Origin of the sequence: Actinoplanes sp. G11-F43 (genome assembly GCF_050589265.1) — a bacterium.
GTDB lineage: Bacteria > Actinomycetota > Actinomycetes > Mycobacteriales > Micromonosporaceae > Actinoplanes.
Genome location: NZ_JBNZCE010000026.1, coordinates 17,946 through 34,563, shown reverse-complemented (window position 1 = coordinate 34,563; position 16,618 = coordinate 17,946). Strand labels below are relative to the sequence as shown.

Annotated in this window: 17 protein-coding genes and 1 pseudogene; 3 read left to right on the top strand and 15 right to left on the bottom strand. The window is 69.5% G+C overall.

Going from position 1 to position 16,618, the window contains the following annotated elements:
- Positions 1–8: 8 nt before the first annotated feature.
- Positions 9–1,730: a glycerol-3-phosphate dehydrogenase/oxidase gene (locus ACQ0O7_RS29965; RefSeq protein WP_430786773.1), complete on the top strand. Its 1,722-nt coding sequence runs from the start codon at positions 9–11 to the stop codon at positions 1,728–1,730.
- Between the two features lie 42 nt (positions 1,731–1,772).
- On the opposite strand, the gene ACQ0O7_RS29960 is transcribed toward ACQ0O7_RS29965, so the two are convergent.
- The 10 genes and pseudogenes from ACQ0O7_RS29960 to ACQ0O7_RS29915 form a co-directional block, all read right to left on the bottom strand.
- The gene (locus ACQ0O7_RS29960) at positions 1,773–2,471 is read right to left on the bottom strand and encodes a hypothetical protein (protein WP_430786771.1); all 699 of its coding nucleotides are present in this window, start codon (positions 2,469–2,471) and stop codon (positions 1,773–1,775) included.
- Positions 2,472–2,515: 44 nt separating this feature from the next.
- Complete coding sequence (locus ACQ0O7_RS29955) at positions 2,516–3,904, bottom strand: AAA family ATPase (RefSeq protein WP_430786769.1); 1,389 nt, start codon at positions 3,902–3,904, stop codon at positions 2,516–2,518.
- A 510-nt stretch (positions 3,905–4,414) separates the two neighbouring features.
- Positions 4,415–4,665: pseudogene (locus ACQ0O7_RS29950) on the bottom strand (IS1380 family transposase); the annotation flags it as partial.
- Positions 4,666–4,747: 82 nt separating this feature from the next.
- A complete protein-coding gene (locus tag ACQ0O7_RS29945) occupies positions 4,748–5,155 on the bottom strand; it encodes a DUF4259 domain-containing protein (protein WP_430786767.1) in 408 nt (135 codons plus the stop codon).
- A 99-nt stretch (positions 5,156–5,254) separates the two neighbouring features.
- Positions 5,255–5,725 carry a hypothetical protein gene (locus tag ACQ0O7_RS29940; protein ID WP_430786765.1) on the bottom strand — a complete coding sequence of 157 codons (471 nt, stop codon included), beginning with the start codon at positions 5,723–5,725 and terminating at the stop codon, positions 5,255–5,257.
- 158 nt (positions 5,726–5,883) lie between these two features.
- Positions 5,884–6,276, bottom strand: coding sequence for a hypothetical protein (locus ACQ0O7_RS29935; RefSeq protein ID WP_430786763.1), 393 nt, complete (start codon positions 6,274–6,276; stop codon positions 5,884–5,886).
- Positions 6,277–6,305: 29 nt separating this feature from the next.
- Positions 6,306–7,478: an MFS transporter gene (locus tag ACQ0O7_RS29930; RefSeq protein WP_430786761.1), complete on the bottom strand. Its 1,173-nt coding sequence runs from the start codon at positions 7,476–7,478 to the stop codon at positions 6,306–6,308.
- 34 nt (positions 7,479–7,512) lie between these two features.
- Complete coding sequence (locus ACQ0O7_RS29925; protein ID WP_430786759.1) at positions 7,513–8,187, bottom strand: hypothetical protein; 675 nt, start codon at positions 8,185–8,187, stop codon at positions 7,513–7,515.
- Between the two features lie 11 nt (positions 8,188–8,198).
- Positions 8,199–9,131 carry a ParA family protein gene (locus ACQ0O7_RS29920; protein WP_360979260.1) on the bottom strand — a complete coding sequence of 311 codons (933 nt, stop codon included), beginning with the start codon at positions 9,129–9,131 and terminating at the stop codon, positions 8,199–8,201.
- 110 nt (positions 9,132–9,241) lie between these two features.
- Positions 9,242–10,180: a site-specific tyrosine recombinase XerD gene (locus ACQ0O7_RS29915; protein WP_430786835.1), complete on the bottom strand. Its 939-nt coding sequence runs from the start codon at positions 10,178–10,180 to the stop codon at positions 9,242–9,244.
- Positions 10,181–10,269: 89 nt separating this feature from the next.
- Between ACQ0O7_RS29915 and ACQ0O7_RS29910 the strand changes: the two genes are divergently transcribed.
- The gene (locus tag ACQ0O7_RS29910) at positions 10,270–11,478 is read left to right on the top strand and encodes a barstar family protein (protein ID WP_430786756.1); all 1,209 of its coding nucleotides are present in this window, start codon (positions 10,270–10,272) and stop codon (positions 11,476–11,478) included.
- A 112-nt stretch (positions 11,479–11,590) separates the two neighbouring features.
- Here ACQ0O7_RS29910 and ACQ0O7_RS29905 read toward each other — a convergent pair whose 3' ends face one another.
- From ACQ0O7_RS29905 to ACQ0O7_RS29895, 3 genes are read right to left on the bottom strand one after another with little or no spacing between them, the layout of a single operon-like run.
- Positions 11,591–11,971 carry a VOC family protein gene (locus tag ACQ0O7_RS29905; RefSeq protein ID WP_430786754.1) on the bottom strand — a complete coding sequence of 127 codons (381 nt, stop codon included), beginning with the start codon at positions 11,969–11,971 and terminating at the stop codon, positions 11,591–11,593.
- 37 nt (positions 11,972–12,008) lie between these two features.
- Positions 12,009–12,425 carry a VOC family protein gene (locus ACQ0O7_RS29900; RefSeq protein ID WP_430786752.1) on the bottom strand — a complete coding sequence of 139 codons (417 nt, stop codon included), beginning with the start codon at positions 12,423–12,425 and terminating at the stop codon, positions 12,009–12,011.
- Positions 12,422–13,024, bottom strand: coding sequence for a TetR/AcrR family transcriptional regulator (locus ACQ0O7_RS29895; protein ID WP_430786750.1), 603 nt, complete (start codon positions 13,022–13,024; stop codon positions 12,422–12,424). Before ACQ0O7_RS29895 ends, ACQ0O7_RS29900 begins: the two co-directional genes overlap by 4 nt.
- A 104-nt stretch (positions 13,025–13,128) precedes the next feature.
- On the opposite strand from ACQ0O7_RS29895, the gene ACQ0O7_RS29890 reads away from it, so the two are divergent.
- On the top strand, positions 13,129–14,289 hold the full coding sequence (locus tag ACQ0O7_RS29890) for a macrolide family glycosyltransferase (protein WP_430786748.1): 1,161 nt from the start codon (positions 13,129–13,131) through the stop codon (positions 14,287–14,289).
- Positions 14,290–14,293: 4 nt separating this feature from the next.
- Here the strand turns inward: ACQ0O7_RS29890 and ACQ0O7_RS29885 are convergent, their stop codons facing one another.
- Positions 14,294–14,872, bottom strand: a complete 579-nt coding sequence (locus ACQ0O7_RS29885; protein ID WP_430786746.1) for an NUDIX domain-containing protein — start codon at positions 14,870–14,872, stop codon at positions 14,294–14,296.
- Position 14,873: 1 nt separating this feature from the next.
- Entirely contained in the window at positions 14,874–16,565 is a 1,692-nt protein-coding gene (locus ACQ0O7_RS29880; RefSeq protein ID WP_430786744.1) for a CTP synthase, read from the bottom strand.
- Between the last annotated feature and the right edge of the window lie 53 nt (positions 16,566–16,618).

Below are 16,618 nucleotides of genomic sequence, written 5' to 3'. Positions count from 1 at the left end.
ATCGTGAAATGAAGACCGGAGTGATCTCACCCCAGGCACGGGAGAAGGCCCTCGCGGCCCTGTCGTCCGGCGAGGAACTGGACGTTCTGGTCGTCGGCGCCGGCGTGGTCGGAGCCGGATCGGCCCTCGACGCCGCCACCCGCGGGCTCTCCGTCGGTCTGGTCGAGGCCCGCGACTTCGCCAGCGGCACCTCCAGCCGCTCCAGCAAACTCATCCACGGCGGCCTGCGCTACCTGGAGATGCTCGACTTCAGCCTGGTCCGGGAGGCGCTGCGGGAACGCGGCCTGCTGATCCAGAAACTGGCCCCGCACCTGGTCCGCCCGGTGCCGTTCCTCTACCCGCTGCAGCACCGGGCCTGGGAGCGGCTCTACATCGGCGCCGGCATCGCGCTGTACGACATCCTCGCCCTGTCCGGCGGCGGGCCCGGTGTGCCCATGCACCGGCACCTCAGCCGGGTCGAGGCGCTCAAGGCGTTCCCCTCCCTGCGGCCGGAGAGCCTGGTCGGCGCCATCCGCTACTACGACGCCCAGGTCGACGACGCCCGGCACACCATGTTCCTGGTGCGTACCGCGATGGCACACGGGGCGCACGTCGCGTCCCGTACCGAGGTGACCGGGTTCCTGCGCGACGGCCGCCGGGTCGTCGGCGTCCGGGCCCGCGACCTGGCCACCGGCGCCGAGTTCGAGATCCGGGCCCGCACCGTGATCAACGCGACCGGGGTGTGGACCGGCGACAGCCAGGCGCTGCTCACCGGCGAACGCGGCGAGTTCAGCGTCACCGCGAGCAAGGGCATCCACCTGGTGGTCCCGCGCGACCGGATCGCCGGCAGCACCGGCATGATCCTGCGTACGGCCACCAGCGTCCTGTTCGTGATCCCGTGGGACCAGCACTGGATCATCGGCACCACCGACACCCCGTGGACGCTCGACAAGTCCGACCCGGCCGCCTCCGGCAAGGACGTCGACTACCTGCTCGACGAGGTCAACAAAGCCCTCGCCACCCCGCTCACCAGGGACGACGTGCAGGGTGTGTACGCCGGACTGCGCCCGCTGCTGTCCGCGCAGGCCGCCAGCACGGCCAAACTGTCCCGCGAGCACGCGGTCGGCAACCCGGTCCCCGGCATGATCGTGGTGGCCGGCGGCAAATACACCACCTACCGGGTGATGGCCAAGGACGCCGTGGACGCGGCCGCCCGCGACATGTCCACCCGGGTGCCGCCGTCCTGCACCGACCAGGTGCCGCTGCTCGGCGCCGACGGCTACCGGGCCGCCTGGAACCGGCGCGCCGCCCTGGCCCGCCAGTCCGGCCTGACCGTGTCCCGGATCGAACACCTGCTGCGCCGCTACGGCACCCTCGCCGACGAGGTGCTGTCGCTGATCGAGGCCGACCCGTCGCTGGGCCTGCCGCTGGACGGCGCCCCCGGTCACCTGCGGGCCGAGATCGTCTACGCGGTCAGCCACGAGGGCGCCCGCCACCTGGAGGACGTGCTCACCCGGCGGACCCGGATCGCGTTCGAGACCCCCGACCGCGGCGTGACGGCTGCCCGCGCGGCCGCCCCGCTGATCGCCCCGTTCCTGTCCTGGTCCGAGGCGCAGGCGAACACCGAGGCGGCAGCCTACGAGTCCCACGTGATCGCCGAACTGGCCGCCCAGACCCAGCCCGACGACGCCTCCGCCGACGCCACCCTCCGCGGCGTCCCCTCCCCCGTCACCCTGGCCGCGACCTCCTGACCACCGGAGGGCTCCGGCATGCCAGGAGGCGAGCCGGAGCCCTCAGCCCAGCAACAATCGCCGCACACCGGCATCCCGCAGGATGTCGATCACATCGGGTTCGCGGGAGAAGATCACCGCTGCTCCGGGCAGTTCGACCTGGCGGAGTATCGACTGGCAGACATCCGCGAAAGGCTGCCACCGGATCTGCTCGACCAATTCGGCCGGCCGGTAGAACCCCCTGCCCACCACGGCCTCCGGCCACTGCCGAAGCCACAGGATCACGGTGGCATGACACGCCACCCGGCCTCTGACCAGAACAGACCGGTTCAGGGCCAGAACCTCGATGGTCTGCCGGCCCTTCTCGGTCAGTGGGCGGTACTCACCGGTGGCCAGCGACAACATCAGGTGGTCGAAGGGATCTTCGGCAGTCGGGTCGATCAGAAGGGGGCGGCCGTCAGAGTCGACCGGGTAGCGGCCGCCTTTCCGGTCGCTGTTGCATCCTTCGCATGCCAACAGGTGATTCAGCCAGTCGAAGGTGCGGAGTGGATTCCTGGCCATCGGCTCATGATGGTCGACAGCCGTCCCCTCGCTGTCTCCGCAGTACATGCACCGATCGCGATCCCCGGCCATCCGCTTCAGAACAGCCCGCAAGGGGTCTTTGACCTCGCGCCGGACGTTGCCCTGTCTCCACAGGGCCTTCGCGTGCGACGCCCGCCCCTCCGCTTCCATCACCAGGATACGGCTGGTCAGCTCCACCATTCGGTCGGTGACCTCGGGTGGCAGGGCGGCCCGGACAATCGGGATCACGGGCGGGGCCGCTCCCTGTCGACGATGATCCTCGCCGCGAGTTCTTCGGCATGGGCGGCAGGTGAACTGCTGAGACGGTCCCGCAGCTCCTCGTAACGGCGGATGCCCTCGGCGTCCGCCCGGCCGATGAGAACATCGGTTTCCAGGACGGTCAGTTCCCGCCGAAGGCGGAGTGCCACCTCCGAGTAGGGCGTGTCCAGCCCGAACAGGTCCGACACGATGGCATCGTCGCCGCTGCCGTAGATGATCCGCTGATACAGGTCCGCGCCGATGATCCGGGGCGGCTCGTCCTCACCCGGACCGGGCAGCCTGATCAGACCGTGCTCGTCAGCGGCCTGACAGATGTACGGGCTGTGCGTGGTGACGATGAACTGGATCCGCGGGAAGTGTTGTTTGAGCCAGTCGCCGATACGCTTCTGCCACGAGACGTGCAGGTGCGCGTCCACCTCGTCGATCAGGACGACACCCGGGTCGACGACGGATATCGATCGGCCGTCACGTTCGAAAGTCACCGACCCATAGGCCTCGTGCAGTTGCTTGAGCAGGTCGACGATCAGTGCCGCCACCGTACGGTAGCCGTCGCTCATCTCCTTCAGAGGAAACCGCTGTCCTCTGCTCTCCACCCAGAGACCGTCCGAGTTGACCTCGCGAATCCGGTAGCCGTCGGGCAGAAGCCCATCACCGAGAATCTCCAGCGCCCCCTGTTTCAGAGCCTCAGCTCCGGGACGGCCCTCGAACGCCCGGAGATGTTGCTCGATGAGCCAGGTGACGCCTTCCGCCAGGGAGGCGTCCTCACGGAAGAGGCTGGTCATTCGGGCTGCCGGCCCCCTGCTCTCGGCCAGCCGCTGAGCATCCACCGAGCCGCCGGCCAGCCGGCGAAAAGGACCATATGCCGCACAGAACCAGCCGACGGGATTCTCGTTCCAGGGGCCGGAGATCTGAACGTCCGCCGTCCGGTCGGCGAAAGGCAGCCCGCGGTCGGTGAAGTGAATCGATCCCATCGCCGGCTTGAGCTCACCCGGATCGCCGGCGCCCGCGCGGGGGAGCTTCCACCCCAGCCCCAGTGGAAGCGTCTCCGCCGACTCGTGACCGACGTCGACGAACCTGTCGGCCGCACCGTCACGAACCAGGTCCACAACAGCCGAGCCGAAGGTCGAACCGGCCGACACCCACGAGGTGAAGTCGCTGACCAGCGTATGAGCGGCGCTCGGACCGCCGAGGGCCAGCGCTACCGCGCGCAGCAGCGAGGTCTTGCCGGACCCGTTACGGCCGGCGATGACCGTCCAGCCGGCCAGTGTGCCGTCGGGCCTGGTGAGATCGAGCGACACCCGCCGGGAGCCGTGGAAGCCCCGGACGTTCTCCAGCCTGATCTCCTTGATGTACACGAGAACAGCCTAGGGCCAGGCGCAATGCCGGGTAGCCGAGGTTTCAGTGCTGGTCGTCGAGACCGGTCCGGCGAGGACGTTGAGGCTGATGGTGGTTTGGCAGGTGTGGCGGCCGGCGTTCAGGCCGCGGGCGTTGGACTTGGAGATCGCTCGTTCGGCGGTGCAGGCGTTAACGCGTAGCCGCCGTTCGGGCAGCAATTCGTCGAGGACCAGACGGCATTAAAAATAGTCCAGCATCACGATAAAACAGTTGGAATATCAGCCCCTACAAGGTAGGACCAAGTATCGCCCAGATTCCCTGGAATCAATATCATTTTTCGACGTCCAGCTCGCCAACCAAAGCATTGACCAAGCACCGGGATAGGTTACCGAGCCCGGTCTCATTGTCGACCAAAGCCAGCAATATACCGACCGGAAGAAGAAGGTATCAACATTCCCGGGAACCTGATGGCGCCCCTTGCCGACCTTCAAATTGTGGAATAGAAAAAATTCAGGGGACGTGGGGGCGCCGTCCAGGATCAGGCCCTCGATCTGCTGGCCGGCGGCGTTGGCCTGCGGGAAACGCCGCGGATGTTGGCGCACTGGGCCCCGGCGATCTCGCGGGTCGATGCCCGGGCAGCACGAAGCTCGGCCAGGTCAACAGCGATCCGCCAAGGGTCGTGCCCACCTTGTCGTTCCCGGAGCCGGCCGAGTGCTTGACTGAACGTGCTGGTCAGACCGGCCGCGTCAGCGAGATCGGCGAGCAGATGGGCGCCGGCATGTCTCTATTTCCAGCCCAGCCCTTGGACGCCCTTAACGTAGGACCGAGGCTGCCGACCGAGGGAGAATCAGGATCCCTGAATGCTACGAATCCCGCAGCGCGGAGGCAATTCTTCCCAAGCCCTCGACAATAGAATCCTCCTCGCCTTCATCCTCCCCCAGCTCCAGCAATTCAGATCCCTCTGCCGCCACTCGATCCAATGCCACCAAGGCCGAGTCGACAAGATGCTCCACCGAGACGAATTCCACGCCACTCAAACGCCGACGACCAAGCATTTCGCGGTCACCATTGCGGATAGCAGCAACAAGCGCAGCAGCCGCAACCGCCGCCTCAGCGAAGTCCTTTTCTAGATACTCGCTGGCGCCTACCTCGACGGTCACCTGAAGCGCCTGCTCCAGGATTTCACCCGAACTCCCCGGCGAGGACTCACGCAACTCATCGAGAAGATCCGCCGCACCATCATTATCGAAGGGATCCAGTACGGTAGCCATCACGGCGCTCCTCACCTACGGCAAGCGATTTTGTTCAAGGAAAGCGCGAGCCTTCTTTATCGTTTCGCGAAATGGGGGTGAGCCAGTTCTCGGCGATCTCTAGGCGTCCAGCCACTCCCAGTCTTTCGGCACTCTTTCGAGCAGCAGGTCGACCGCATCTTCGGTCTGTCCCGTCGCCCATGCGGTGGTGCTGTCTTTCCGGATCAGCACCCCGCGGCCGCCGAACCACTTGACCGGACCACCGTCAGGCTCGGGCCAATAGACATGCGGCGGGAAGTCCAGCGGAGCGAAGGCGTCCTCGATTGCCGCGAACCCGCTCGAATCCATTTCGCAATACACCGTACTCAGCGACCCGCTGAACATCGCCTCTTCGAGCATCGACTCGAGCAGAAAGGCAGACAAGGGCGCCCGATAGTCACGCCACCGAGCGGCCGCGCCACTCTTTCGGTCCTTCCACTTCATCTTGTGGTCGAGCCCCTCAGCACGGGAAACCCCACAGAACACTTCCCTGATTTTCATGGCGCACGACCAGGATGTCCTGCTCATCAAGATAGAGATCATGAGGATCAAGCACCGGATCCTGAACGGAAAGCACATCGCTACGCTTTCCCAACAGGCTTCTCACTTCTCCTTCTTGCATGGATTGTCGTTCGTCCCCCAAGTCACCGTTCGATCACGCCCGTTGAACCGAGGCGACTTACGGGTCGCCCAGGATGGTCTTCGCAGGCTCAACGACATCTCGTAGGTGACGCGCTGACCGACTGCACGGTCGCGAGCGTCACGGACCGTCTGCCACTGCCGGGTGATACAGAACGGTTGTGGTCGGCGCGGGCTCCGGCGGCCGGCACCACACCACCGAGGAGCCAGTCGCGCAGCTGCTCGTCCGTGGAGAGTTCGTCGAATTCGACGACGGGCCGGTGCCGGGCATGATCGGGTGCGGTGCACAGACGGCCGTTCCAGTCCTCCGCGTACTCCCTCAGGGGCAGGATCGCATCATCCAGTGCGGAGTCGATGGTCTTCCCGTCGCCGTGCACCGGCAGGCCCGGAAGGATGGCCGCCCAACCGCCCCCTTCGGTGAGCTGCCGGAGCCCGGCCGGCTCCGTGTGGCGGGCCTGCTCCATCACGATCCTCCTCGGTAGGTGTACCAGTTCTACCGCCGCTTCTGGAGCTCGGCGGCCGGGTGGGTGGTGTGGGCCGAACCGGCGGCGAAGAGCAGGGCCGCGGCGATCGTGGTGGCGGCGCACAGCAGCAGGGTGCCGGGATAGCCGAGCAGCGCGACCGCTCCCCCGGCGATGATCCCGGCCAGAACCATCCCGGCGGTGGTGGCGTTGGCGAACAGGGTGGTGGCGCGGCCGGTGGCGGGCGCCATCGCGTCCTGGAACCAGCGGATTCCGGCCGCCCCGACGACCGCGATGCCGATGCCGCGGGCGACCTGCCCGGCGATCAGCAGCGGCATGTTGCGGGCCACCACGGTCAGCGCGAAGAACAGCACGAAGCAGCCCATCCCGGCCAGGATGATCAGGCGCTGGCTGACGGCCGGCGGGATGGCGGCGAGGGCGAGCGCGGCCAGCACTTCGACGGCGGCGCACACGCTGAACAGCACGCCGACGGTGGGGGTGGGCTGGTGGCCGAGTTCCCGCGTGACGTACAGGGGCATCACCACCGAGCCGGCGAACATGGCGGTGAAGAACAGGGTGATGCCGCCGGTGAGCAGGATGGTGGCGGTGCGGGCGAGGCGGGTCTCCGGTTCGCCGCCGGGCCTGGCGGTGGGGGCGGTTCCACCCGGCGTGGGTACGGCGGTGAGCAGCCAGACGGCGGCCACCGCGATGAGCAGGGCCGCCGTACGCGGGATGGCCTTGAATCCGCCGGTGGCCAGCACCAGCGCGCCGAGCAGTGGCCCGATCGCCCAGGCCAGGGACCAGACGGAGCGCAGCAGTGGCGCCGAGCGGCGGCCGGCCGGGCTGTCGCCGAGGATCACCCGGGCCAGGGCGAACAGCTGGGGGAACGCCGCCGCCAGCGCCCCGAGCAGGGTGAACGCGAGCAGGATGAGCAGCGGGAACGAGGTGAGCACGGTCATCAGGCCGAGGGCTATGGCGCCGGACAGCATCGCGGCGGCGGCGTAGCGGCGGGACGGGCGGCGGTCGAAGGCGTGGCCGGCGAGCCAGCTGGTGAGGATGCCGCCGATGCCGTGGATGGAGACGAACAGGCCGGTCTCCAGCGGGCCGAAGCCGGTGACCTCGGTGACGTAGAGGACGAAGTACGAGCCGACCATCGAATCGGCGACGCCGAGCATCAATACGGCGACTACCAGTGATATCGACATCGTTCACCACGATAACCGCGGTGAACGGGCTTGGTCAGGCCCAGATTCGAAGGAAGAGCACGCCTAGAACATCGATGACCCATAGCAGTACGGGATAGCTGGTCGGGAAGAAGGCGAAGACCAGCAGGAGCAGGGCGCCGAAGTTCTTGTCCTCGAACCAGAGCCGCATCCAGTTCATGCCGGGGCCGGGGCGGCGCAGCGCGTGCCACAGGATGCCGAATCCGTCCAGCGGCGGGATCGGGATGAGCGCCAGCAGACCGAAGCCGAGCAGGCCGCCGCCGAGCGACAGCACGATCTGCGCGCCGTAGTCGAGCACGCCGAGACCGCCCCGCAGGATCCAGCCGGGTTCCACCGTCTCCAGGCCGGCGCCGGCGTACGCCAGGGCGTACCCGGCGATGATCAGCTCACCGGCGAGGATGCAGGCGACCGGCCCGGCGGCGAACACCGCGGCCGCCCGGCCCCGGCCCCGCCAGCGCGGCACCTCGTCGACGGTGACCGGGCGGCCCCAGCCGGTGCCGCCGATGGCCGCGCAGACCGCGCCGAACGGGTCGATCTCCCGCCGGGGGCTGAACCGCATGGGTGGGGCGCCGTCGCCGAGACCGACGACGCGCGCGGTGAACCGCATCGCCACGGAACGCAGAGCGATGGCGAGAAGGAAGGCGACGACCAGGGCGACGAACGCCACCGGGTCGCCGAGCGCGAAGAGCACGGGTGCGGAACCTAGCCTCGTTCTGCCTGGGCGGCGATGACCTCGCGGGCGAGCTGACGGTAGTTGCGGGCGCCGGACGACGCCGGGTCCAGCGTAGTGATCGGAGCGCCCGCCACGGTCGACTCGGGGAACTTGACCGTCTTGGTGATGACCGTCTGGTACACCTTGTCGCCGAACGCCTCCACCACCCGCTGCAGGACCTGGCGGCAGTGCGTGGTGCGGGAGTCGTACATGGTGGCGAGGATGCCTTCGAGTTCGAGATCGAAGTTGAGCCGCTCGCGCACCTTGTCGATGGTGTCCAGGAGCAGGGCCACACCGCGGAGCGAGAAGAACTCGCACTCCAGCGGGATCAGCACACCGTGCGCGATGGTGAGCGCGTTGATCGCCAGCAGGCCCAGCGAGGGCTGGCAGTCGATCAGGATGAAGTCGTACTCCTTGCGGACCGAGCGCAGCGCCCGGGCCAGGGCCATCTCCCGGGCCACCTCGTTGACCAGCTGGATCTCGGCGGCCGAGAGGTCGATGTTGGCGGGCAGCAGGTGCAGGCCGGCCACGTCGGACTTGATGATCACGTCCTCGGTGGCGACGTCGTCCTGCATCAGCAGGTTGTAGACGCTCAGGTCGAGGTTGTGCGGGTTCACCCCGAGGCCGACCGAGCAGGCGCCCTGCGGGTCGAAGTCGACGAGGAGGACCTTGCGCCCGTACTCCGCGAGGGCGGCGCCCAGGTTGATGGTGGTCGTGGTTTTGCCCACGCCACCCTTCTGGTTCGCCAGCGCGATGATCCGGGCCGGGCCGTGCCGGTCCTTGGGCATCGGCTCGGGGATGGGGCGGCGCATGGTGTACGCCGTGGGGTCGGCCGGACCGAGGTCGGCACCGAGATCCAGGGAATTCTGCTGTTCCCGGAGCGTGGAGGTCCAGGCCTCCGCACGCTCGCCGTTCCCTGACATCGCCTTCGCCCCCTTCCGACTCAGCCGGAGCCGATGCCCGACTGTACGCCAACCGTGCTGCCCGCACGGGGTCAGCCGTTCGGCGTGTCGCGCCCACGCCTCCCCAGCATCTAACGAGCGCGAGGGTGTGCGGTCGCGTACACCTCACGGAGGCGTTCGACGGTCACCAGCGTATACACCTGCGTCGTGGTGACCGAGGCGTGTCCCAGCAGTTCTTGCACCACCCGTACGTCGGCGCCGCCGTCCAGCAGATGAGTCGCGTAGGAGTGACGCAGCGTGTGCGGGCTGACCGCGTACGGCCCATCCACCGGCAGGCCCACCGCGAGGGCGCACCGGCGCAGTACCGTCCACGCGCTCTGCCGGGACAGCCGGCCACCCCGGGCGTTCAGGAACACCGCCGGGGTGCCCCGGCCGGACTCGGACAGCGAGGGCCGGGCGCGTACCAGATAAGCCCGCACCGCCGACCGCGCGTGACCACCGACCGGGACCAGCCGCGACCTGCCGCCCTTACCCCGCAGCACGACCGCCGGATCGACGTCCAGCTCCAGATCGTCGATGTCCGCGCCGACCGCCTCGGAGATCCGCGCGCCGGTGCCGTACAGGAACTCCAGCAGCGCCCGGTCGCGCAACCCGAGCGGCGAGCCGGCGTCCGGCACCGCGAGCAACCGGCCGACCTGCTCCACGTCCAGGGCTTTGGGCAGACGCTTCGGCGGGGCCGGGGGGCGTACGTCGGCGGCGGCGTCGTGCGGGACCAGCCGCTCGCGGACCGCGAACCGGTGCAGTCCACGGACCGCGGAGACGGCCCGCGCCGCCGACGACGAGGCCAGTCCCTGTTCACGCAGCCGGGCCAGATGCCCGGACACGTCGGCGGCCCGCACCCCGCCCAGCTCGGTGATCCCGGCGGCGGCCAGCTCCTCGGCGTAGCGCTCCAGGTCACGGCGGTAGGAGGCGAGCGTGTTGCGGGACAGGCCACGTTCCACACTCAGATGGTCGAGATAGGTCCTGATCGCCCGGTCCAGGCTCAGCGCGGCACCCCTTCCGGTCCGGATTCCCTGAGCGTACGCCTGACCTGCCGATCCGCGCGTATGCGCGTACCGGCGTCCGCGCCTCGACGGTCCGGCCTGTACGGTTCCACCCGATGAGCGGCTTTCCCTGGCTTCTGGTGGACCAGAACACCGACGACGGTGAACTCGTGATCGCCGCCTGCTCGGACATCGACGGCCTGTTCGTCGACCCACCACAGCCGCCGGTCGAGCGGTACACCCTGCTCGGCTGCGAACCGGCCGGCCGGCTGCTCGACGCCTGCGACGGATTCGGGCCGGCCTGGCTGGGCAACGTCGGCCTGGACGCGATCCATCCGCCGCACTCCGGACACCCGGCGCACTGCTGGCACTGCGCCGAGGAGCTGCTCGACATCACCGTGCTCGGCTCCCGGCCCTCGGTGGTCGCCCCCGGCCTGCTGGACGTCACCCTGGAGGGCCGACTGCGGATCGAGGAGCTGGCCCGGTTCGCCCGCGGCGCCGACAAGGCCCCGGACGCCGACGGCTACCGCCTGGTCGGTGTCACCGGGCACGGCGACCAGGACCTCGGGGCCTGCCGGGACGTGGACGGCGTGTTCCGCGCCCGGCCCGCGCCGGCGCCCCGCGGCGCCACCCTGCTCGGCTGCCGCCCGGAGCCGCCGTTGCAGCGTGCCCTGGACGCGCTGGCCCGCGGCGGGGCCCGGCGGCGGCGCTGGGTGCAAGGCTCGATCTTCAGTGTGGACCGGGACGGCACCGCGGTCGGCATGGTCGGCGCCGCCCTGGGCGCCGAGGTGGCCGAGGTGCGCCCGTCCCGGCTCGGTGACGGGCTGGTCGACGTGACCGTCGAGCCCACCTACGGCGACGCGATCGGCGGCCCCCGCCCGGCCGGCGCCCGCACCGTCTGGCAGCGGTGGCGGGCCGGCCGCCCGGACGTGCTCGGCGAGTGGGCCGAGTACGACGCCGACCTGCGGCACGAGTGGGCCGGGGTGGCCCTGGCCCACCACGAGCACCGCCCGGACCGCCCGTCCGGCGCCACCTACCACCTGGCCGGACGGCACGTCACCGACGTGGAGGGGTTCTTCTGCGCGATCGGTGAGGCGGTCAACGGGCCGGGGGGCTACTTCGGCTGGAACCTGGGCGCCCTGCACGACTGCGCCAACGGCGGCTGGGGCGCGGCGCCCGCGTTCCGGCTGGTCTGGCACGACTCCGCGGTGGCCCGGGAGCACCTGGTCCCCGGCTACGACAGGCGCTGGTGGACCCCGGCGGTGACCATGGACGACCTGCTCGGATATCTCGCCGACTCGGGGGTCGAGGTCGAGCTGCGCTGACCGCCCCGGCGGGAGCACTGTGGATCGCGGGGTGACCGGCGTCCGATAGCGATCAGTCGGCCGGCGGGCCTGACGGACGACACCCGTGTGCGGATGTCCGGCGGGGTGGCCGTCAAACGCCGGCGTCGCGCGAGGTGTGGTCGGTGAACCCGACCACGTTGCCCCACGGGTCGGCGACCTCCACCGTCCAGCCGGTGGTCACCGGGAACGGCTCGTCCAGCAGGGCCACCCCGGCATCGGCCAGCTCGCCGGCGGTGGCCCGGGCGTCGGCCACCTCCAGCCACAGCCGCGGGCCGGTCACGTTCCGCGGCTCCTCCCCGGTGCGGCGCACCAGCAGCCCCGGCGCCTGCTCACCGAGCCGGAACAGCACGATCCCCGACTCGTCCCGCCGGAACGCCACCGGAAGGCCGAGCCGCTCGCCGTAGAACTCCACGGCGGCATCGAGATCACCGACGGTGAACAGCACGTTGTCGATCCCCCGGACCGCGGTCACGTCTTCTTCTCCACCCGCCCCACCGTACAAGGGGCCATCAGGCGACGAAGACGCAGAAGGTGTGGCCGTCGGGGTCGGCGTAGACGCGCAGTGGCTCCTCCGGGTCGTCGGAGCGGTCGAAACGCAGGGTGCCGCCCAGGGACAGCACCCGCTCGTGCTGGCGGTTCAGTTCCTCCACCGAGTCCACCGACGAGTCCAGGTGGGACTGCTGGGGGACCTCGTCGGACGGCCAGGTCGTCGGGCGTACGCCAGTCGTCTGCTGGAACGCCAGCTGCCAGGAACCGTGCGGCGCGCGCAACACCAGCCAGTCGCGGCCTCGCGGATCGTCGGCGCCCGCCTCCGGCGGCTCGTCGCCGTCGCGGTATTCCAGGCCGAACAGCGCGCGGTAGAACTCGGCGAGTCGGCGCGCGCCGGTGGTGTCGAGCACGAACGAGCGCAGGATCGGCACTGTCATGACGTCGTCGTACCCACCGGCCGGGTTTTGATGCCGAGCGCGGCCAGGGCCAGGTCGACGATGCCGTCGGCGTACTCGTCGGTGAGCGGGCCGGTGCGCAGCATCCAGCGGTGGTACATCGGGCCGACGATCAGCTCGACGGCCTGATCGAGGTCAGTGCCGGGGCGGATGTGACCGCGGAGCCGGTTCTTGATCGTGTCGAGTTGCGGGCGCAGGATCCGGTCGCGGACCTGGGCGGCGAAGTCCTCGCTGGTCAGGGATTCGACGGTGAGCGCCCGGGTGATCTCGGACAGCTTCGGGTCGGCGAGTTCGGCGACGGTGGCCCGGACGACCAGGCGCAGGTCGGCTTCGAGGTCGCCGGTGTCCGGCAGCGCGGGCGGCCCGTCCGGGCCGGCCTGTTCGGCGAGGGCGTCCAGGACGATCGCGCCGCGACCCCTCCACCAGCGGTAGATGGTCTGTTTGCCGACTCCGGCGCGGGCCGCGACGGCCTCGATGGTGAGGTTCGCGTACCCGGATTCGGCGATCAGGGCGAGGGCGGCGTCGAGGATGGCCGTGCGGGAGCGTTCGCTGCGGCGGGCGGGGTCGGGTGGGTTCGGCACGGCTCGGAGCCTAACCCATACGAGACGCGACGTCTCGTCTTGACAGGACCCGGAAAAGACGAGACGCTACGTCTCGTCTCGCCGATTACTTCGAAAGGCACCCCGTGCACATCGCCATGGTCAGCATCCCGTTCCCCGGCCACGTCAACCCGAGCATCGAGGTCATCCGCGAACTGGCCGCCCGGGGCCATCGCGTCACCTACGCGAACGACCCGTCCTGGCGCCGGCCGGTCGAGTCCACCGGCGCCGAGCTCAAGGCCTACCGCAGCACCCTGCTCGACCGCGACCACGACGGCGACACCATCGACCAGCTGACGATGTTCCTGGACGACGCGATCGCCATGCTCCCCCAGCTGCGCGACCTCTACCGGGACGACCGGCCGGACATCTTCCTGTACGACATCGCCGGCGCCCCGGCCCGCATCCTGGCCGGCGAGTGGGGTGTCCCGGCCGTCCAGCTGTCCCCCACCTTCGTCGCCTGGGAGGGCTACGAGCAGGAGATGGCGCCGATGATCGAGCAGATGCGCGCCGACCCGCGGGGCGCCGGCTACTACGGCCGGTTCGAGCGCTGGCTGGCCGAAGCCGGGTCGGAGACCACCGACAGCCTGTCGTTCCAAGGTCGGCCGGACCGCGGGATCGTGCTGATCCCGGAGGTGATGCAACCGTTCGCGGAGCGGGTCGACAAGAGCGTCTTCACGTTCGCCGGCCCGATCCTGGGCGAGCGCGACGACCAGGGCGACTGGACCCGCCCGGCGGACGCCGGCAAGGTTCTGCTGGTCTCGCTGGGCTCCACGTTCACCGAGCACCCGGAGTTCTACCGGATCTGTGTGGAGGTGTTCGGGGCGATGCCGGGCTGGCACACCGTGCTGCAGATCGGCGAGCACGTCGACGAGGCGGTGCTGGGTGACGTACCGGCGAATGTCGAAGTGCACCGCTGGGTGCCGCAGCTGCGGATCCTCGGCCAGGCCGACGCGTTCCTCACCCACGGCGGGATGGGCGGCTCGGTGGAGGGCCTGTTCTGCGGCACGCCGATGCTGGTCGCCCCGCAGGCCGCCGACCAGTTCGGCAACGCCGACCGGCTGGTGGAGCTGAACGTGGCCCGCCGGATCGACACCGGGATCACCGCGGAGGAGTTGCGGAAGACCTTCCACGATCTGATCAACGACCCGGCCGTACGCACGGAGAGCGCACGGATCAGCCGGGACCTGCGGGAGCGCAGTGGTGCCGCCTATGCCGCGGCGCTCGTCGAGAGCGCCGCGGCGTAACGCCTCAGGCGGAGCGCAGCAGCGTCCACCCGGAGTCGCGGGCGCGGGCGGCGGCGAGCACGCCGCCGACCGTGGCCGCGTTGGTGATCTCACCGCGGAACACCATGGCGACGGCCTCGTCCAGGTCGACCCGGCGCACCTCGATGTCGGCCTCCTCGTCGGTGCGGGTGTACCGGTCCGCCTCGGGCACCGGCGCCAGATCGCGGGCCAGGAACACCCGGACGAACTCGTCGGCGAACCCGGGCGAGGTGTGCAGGTCGATCAGCGGCTCCATCCGCCCGGCCACCAGGTCGGCCTCCTCGGCCAGCTCCCGGCCGGCGGTCAGCGCCTCGTCCTCACCGACCACGTCGCGCAGCCCGGCCGGCAGCTCCCACAGGTGCCGCTTGATCGGGTGCCGGTACTGCCGGATCAGCACCACCCGGTCCTGGTCGTCGACGGCGACCACGACGACCGCGCCCCGGTTCTCCACCACGTCCCGGGCGGCGGTGCCACCACCGGACATGGTCACCCGGTCGGTGAAGACCGAGAAGATCGCACCGTGGTAGCGCTCCTGGCGGGACACCGTCTCGTGTGCGAAGCCCATCTCAGGAGGCGTCCGGCTCGATGGTGACCGGCAGCTCGTCCGCCGACGCGTACGCCACGGCGGCCTTGACCAGGCCGTCGAAGAGCGGGTGCGGGCGGGTCGGGCGGCTCTTCAGCTCCGGGTGGGCCTGGGTGGCCACGAAGTACGGGTGGACCTCCCGGTCCAGCTCGATGAACTCGACCAGCCGGCCGTCCGGGGAGGTGCCGGAGAAGACCAGACCGGACTGGGACAGTTTGTCGCGGAAGTCGTTGTTCACCTCGTAGCGGTGCCGGTGCCGCTCGGAGATGTCCGTCGCGCCGTACACCTCGGCGACGATGGAACCCTCCTTGAGGGTGGCCGGGTAGGCGCCGAGCCGCATGGTGCCGCCCAGATCGCCCTTGCCGGCGACGATGTCCTCCTGGTCGGCCATCGTGGAGATGACCGGATAGGTGGCCTTCTCGTCGAACTCGACCGAGTTGGCCCCGGCCAGACCGGCCAGGTTGCGGGCCGCGTCGATGGTCATGCACTGCAGGCCCAGGCACAGGCCGAGGATCGGGACCAGGTTCTCCCGGGCGTACCGGGAGGTGTTGACCTTGCCCTCGATGCCGCGGACCCCGAACCCGCCGGGGATCACGATGCCGTCGACACCCTTGAGCGCGGCGGCGGCACCGGCCGGGGTGACGCAGTCGTCGCTCGGCACCCAGCGCAGCTTGATCTTCACGGTGTTGCCGAAACCGGCCGCCCGGATCGCCTCACTGACCGACAGGTAGGCGTCCGGCAGGTCGACGTACTTGCCGACCAGCGCGATGGTGATCGTCCGCTTCGGGTGGTGCACCCGCTCCAGCAGGTCGTTCCAGGTCTTCCAGTTCACGTCACGGAAGGACAGACCCAGCCGCCGTACGACGTACGCGTCCAGCCCCTCGTCGTGCAGGACCTTCGGGATGTCGTAGATGCTCGGCGCGTCCGGGCAGGCGATGACGGCTTCGGCGTCGACGTCGCAGTAGAGCGCCAGCTTGTGCTTCATCTTCTCCGGGAGTTCCCGGTCACTGCGGCAGACCAGGGCGTCCGGCTGGATGCCGATGTTGCGCAGCGCGGCCACCGAGTGCTGGGTGGGCTTGGTCTTCAGCTCACCCGACGGAGCCAGATAGGGCACCAGCGAGACGTGCAGGTAGAACACGTGGTCACGGCCGACCTCGTGGCGGACCTGCCGGATCGCCTCCAGGAACGGCAGCGACTCCATGTCGCCGACCGTGCCGCCGACCTCGGTGATCACCACGTCCGGGACGAGACCGTTCTCGTCCGGATCGGCCATCGCGAAGATCCGGCTCTTGATCTCGTTGGTGATGTGCGGGATGACCTGCACGGTGTCCCCGAGATACTCACCGCGCCGCTCCCGGGCGATGACCGCCGAGTAGACCTGGCCGGTCGTCACGTTCGCCTTGCCGGACAGATCCCGGTCCAGGAAACGCTCGTAGTGACCGACGTCGAGGTCGGTCTCGGCCCCGTCCTCGGTGACGAAGACCTCGCCGTGCTGGAACGGGTTCATCGTCCCGGGGTCCACGTTGAGGTAGGGGTCCAGCTTCTGCATCACGACACGCAAGCCGCGGGCGGTGAGCAGATTGCCGAGGCTCGAGGCGGTGAGGCCCTTACCGAGCGAGGAGGCGACGCCCCCGGTGACGAAGATGTGCCGCGTGTCGCGCACTGTTGAGGCCAAGGCCCGCTCCCGTGGTCGCCGTTCTTACCGGTTCTTGCGGCCGGGGCAAGCCC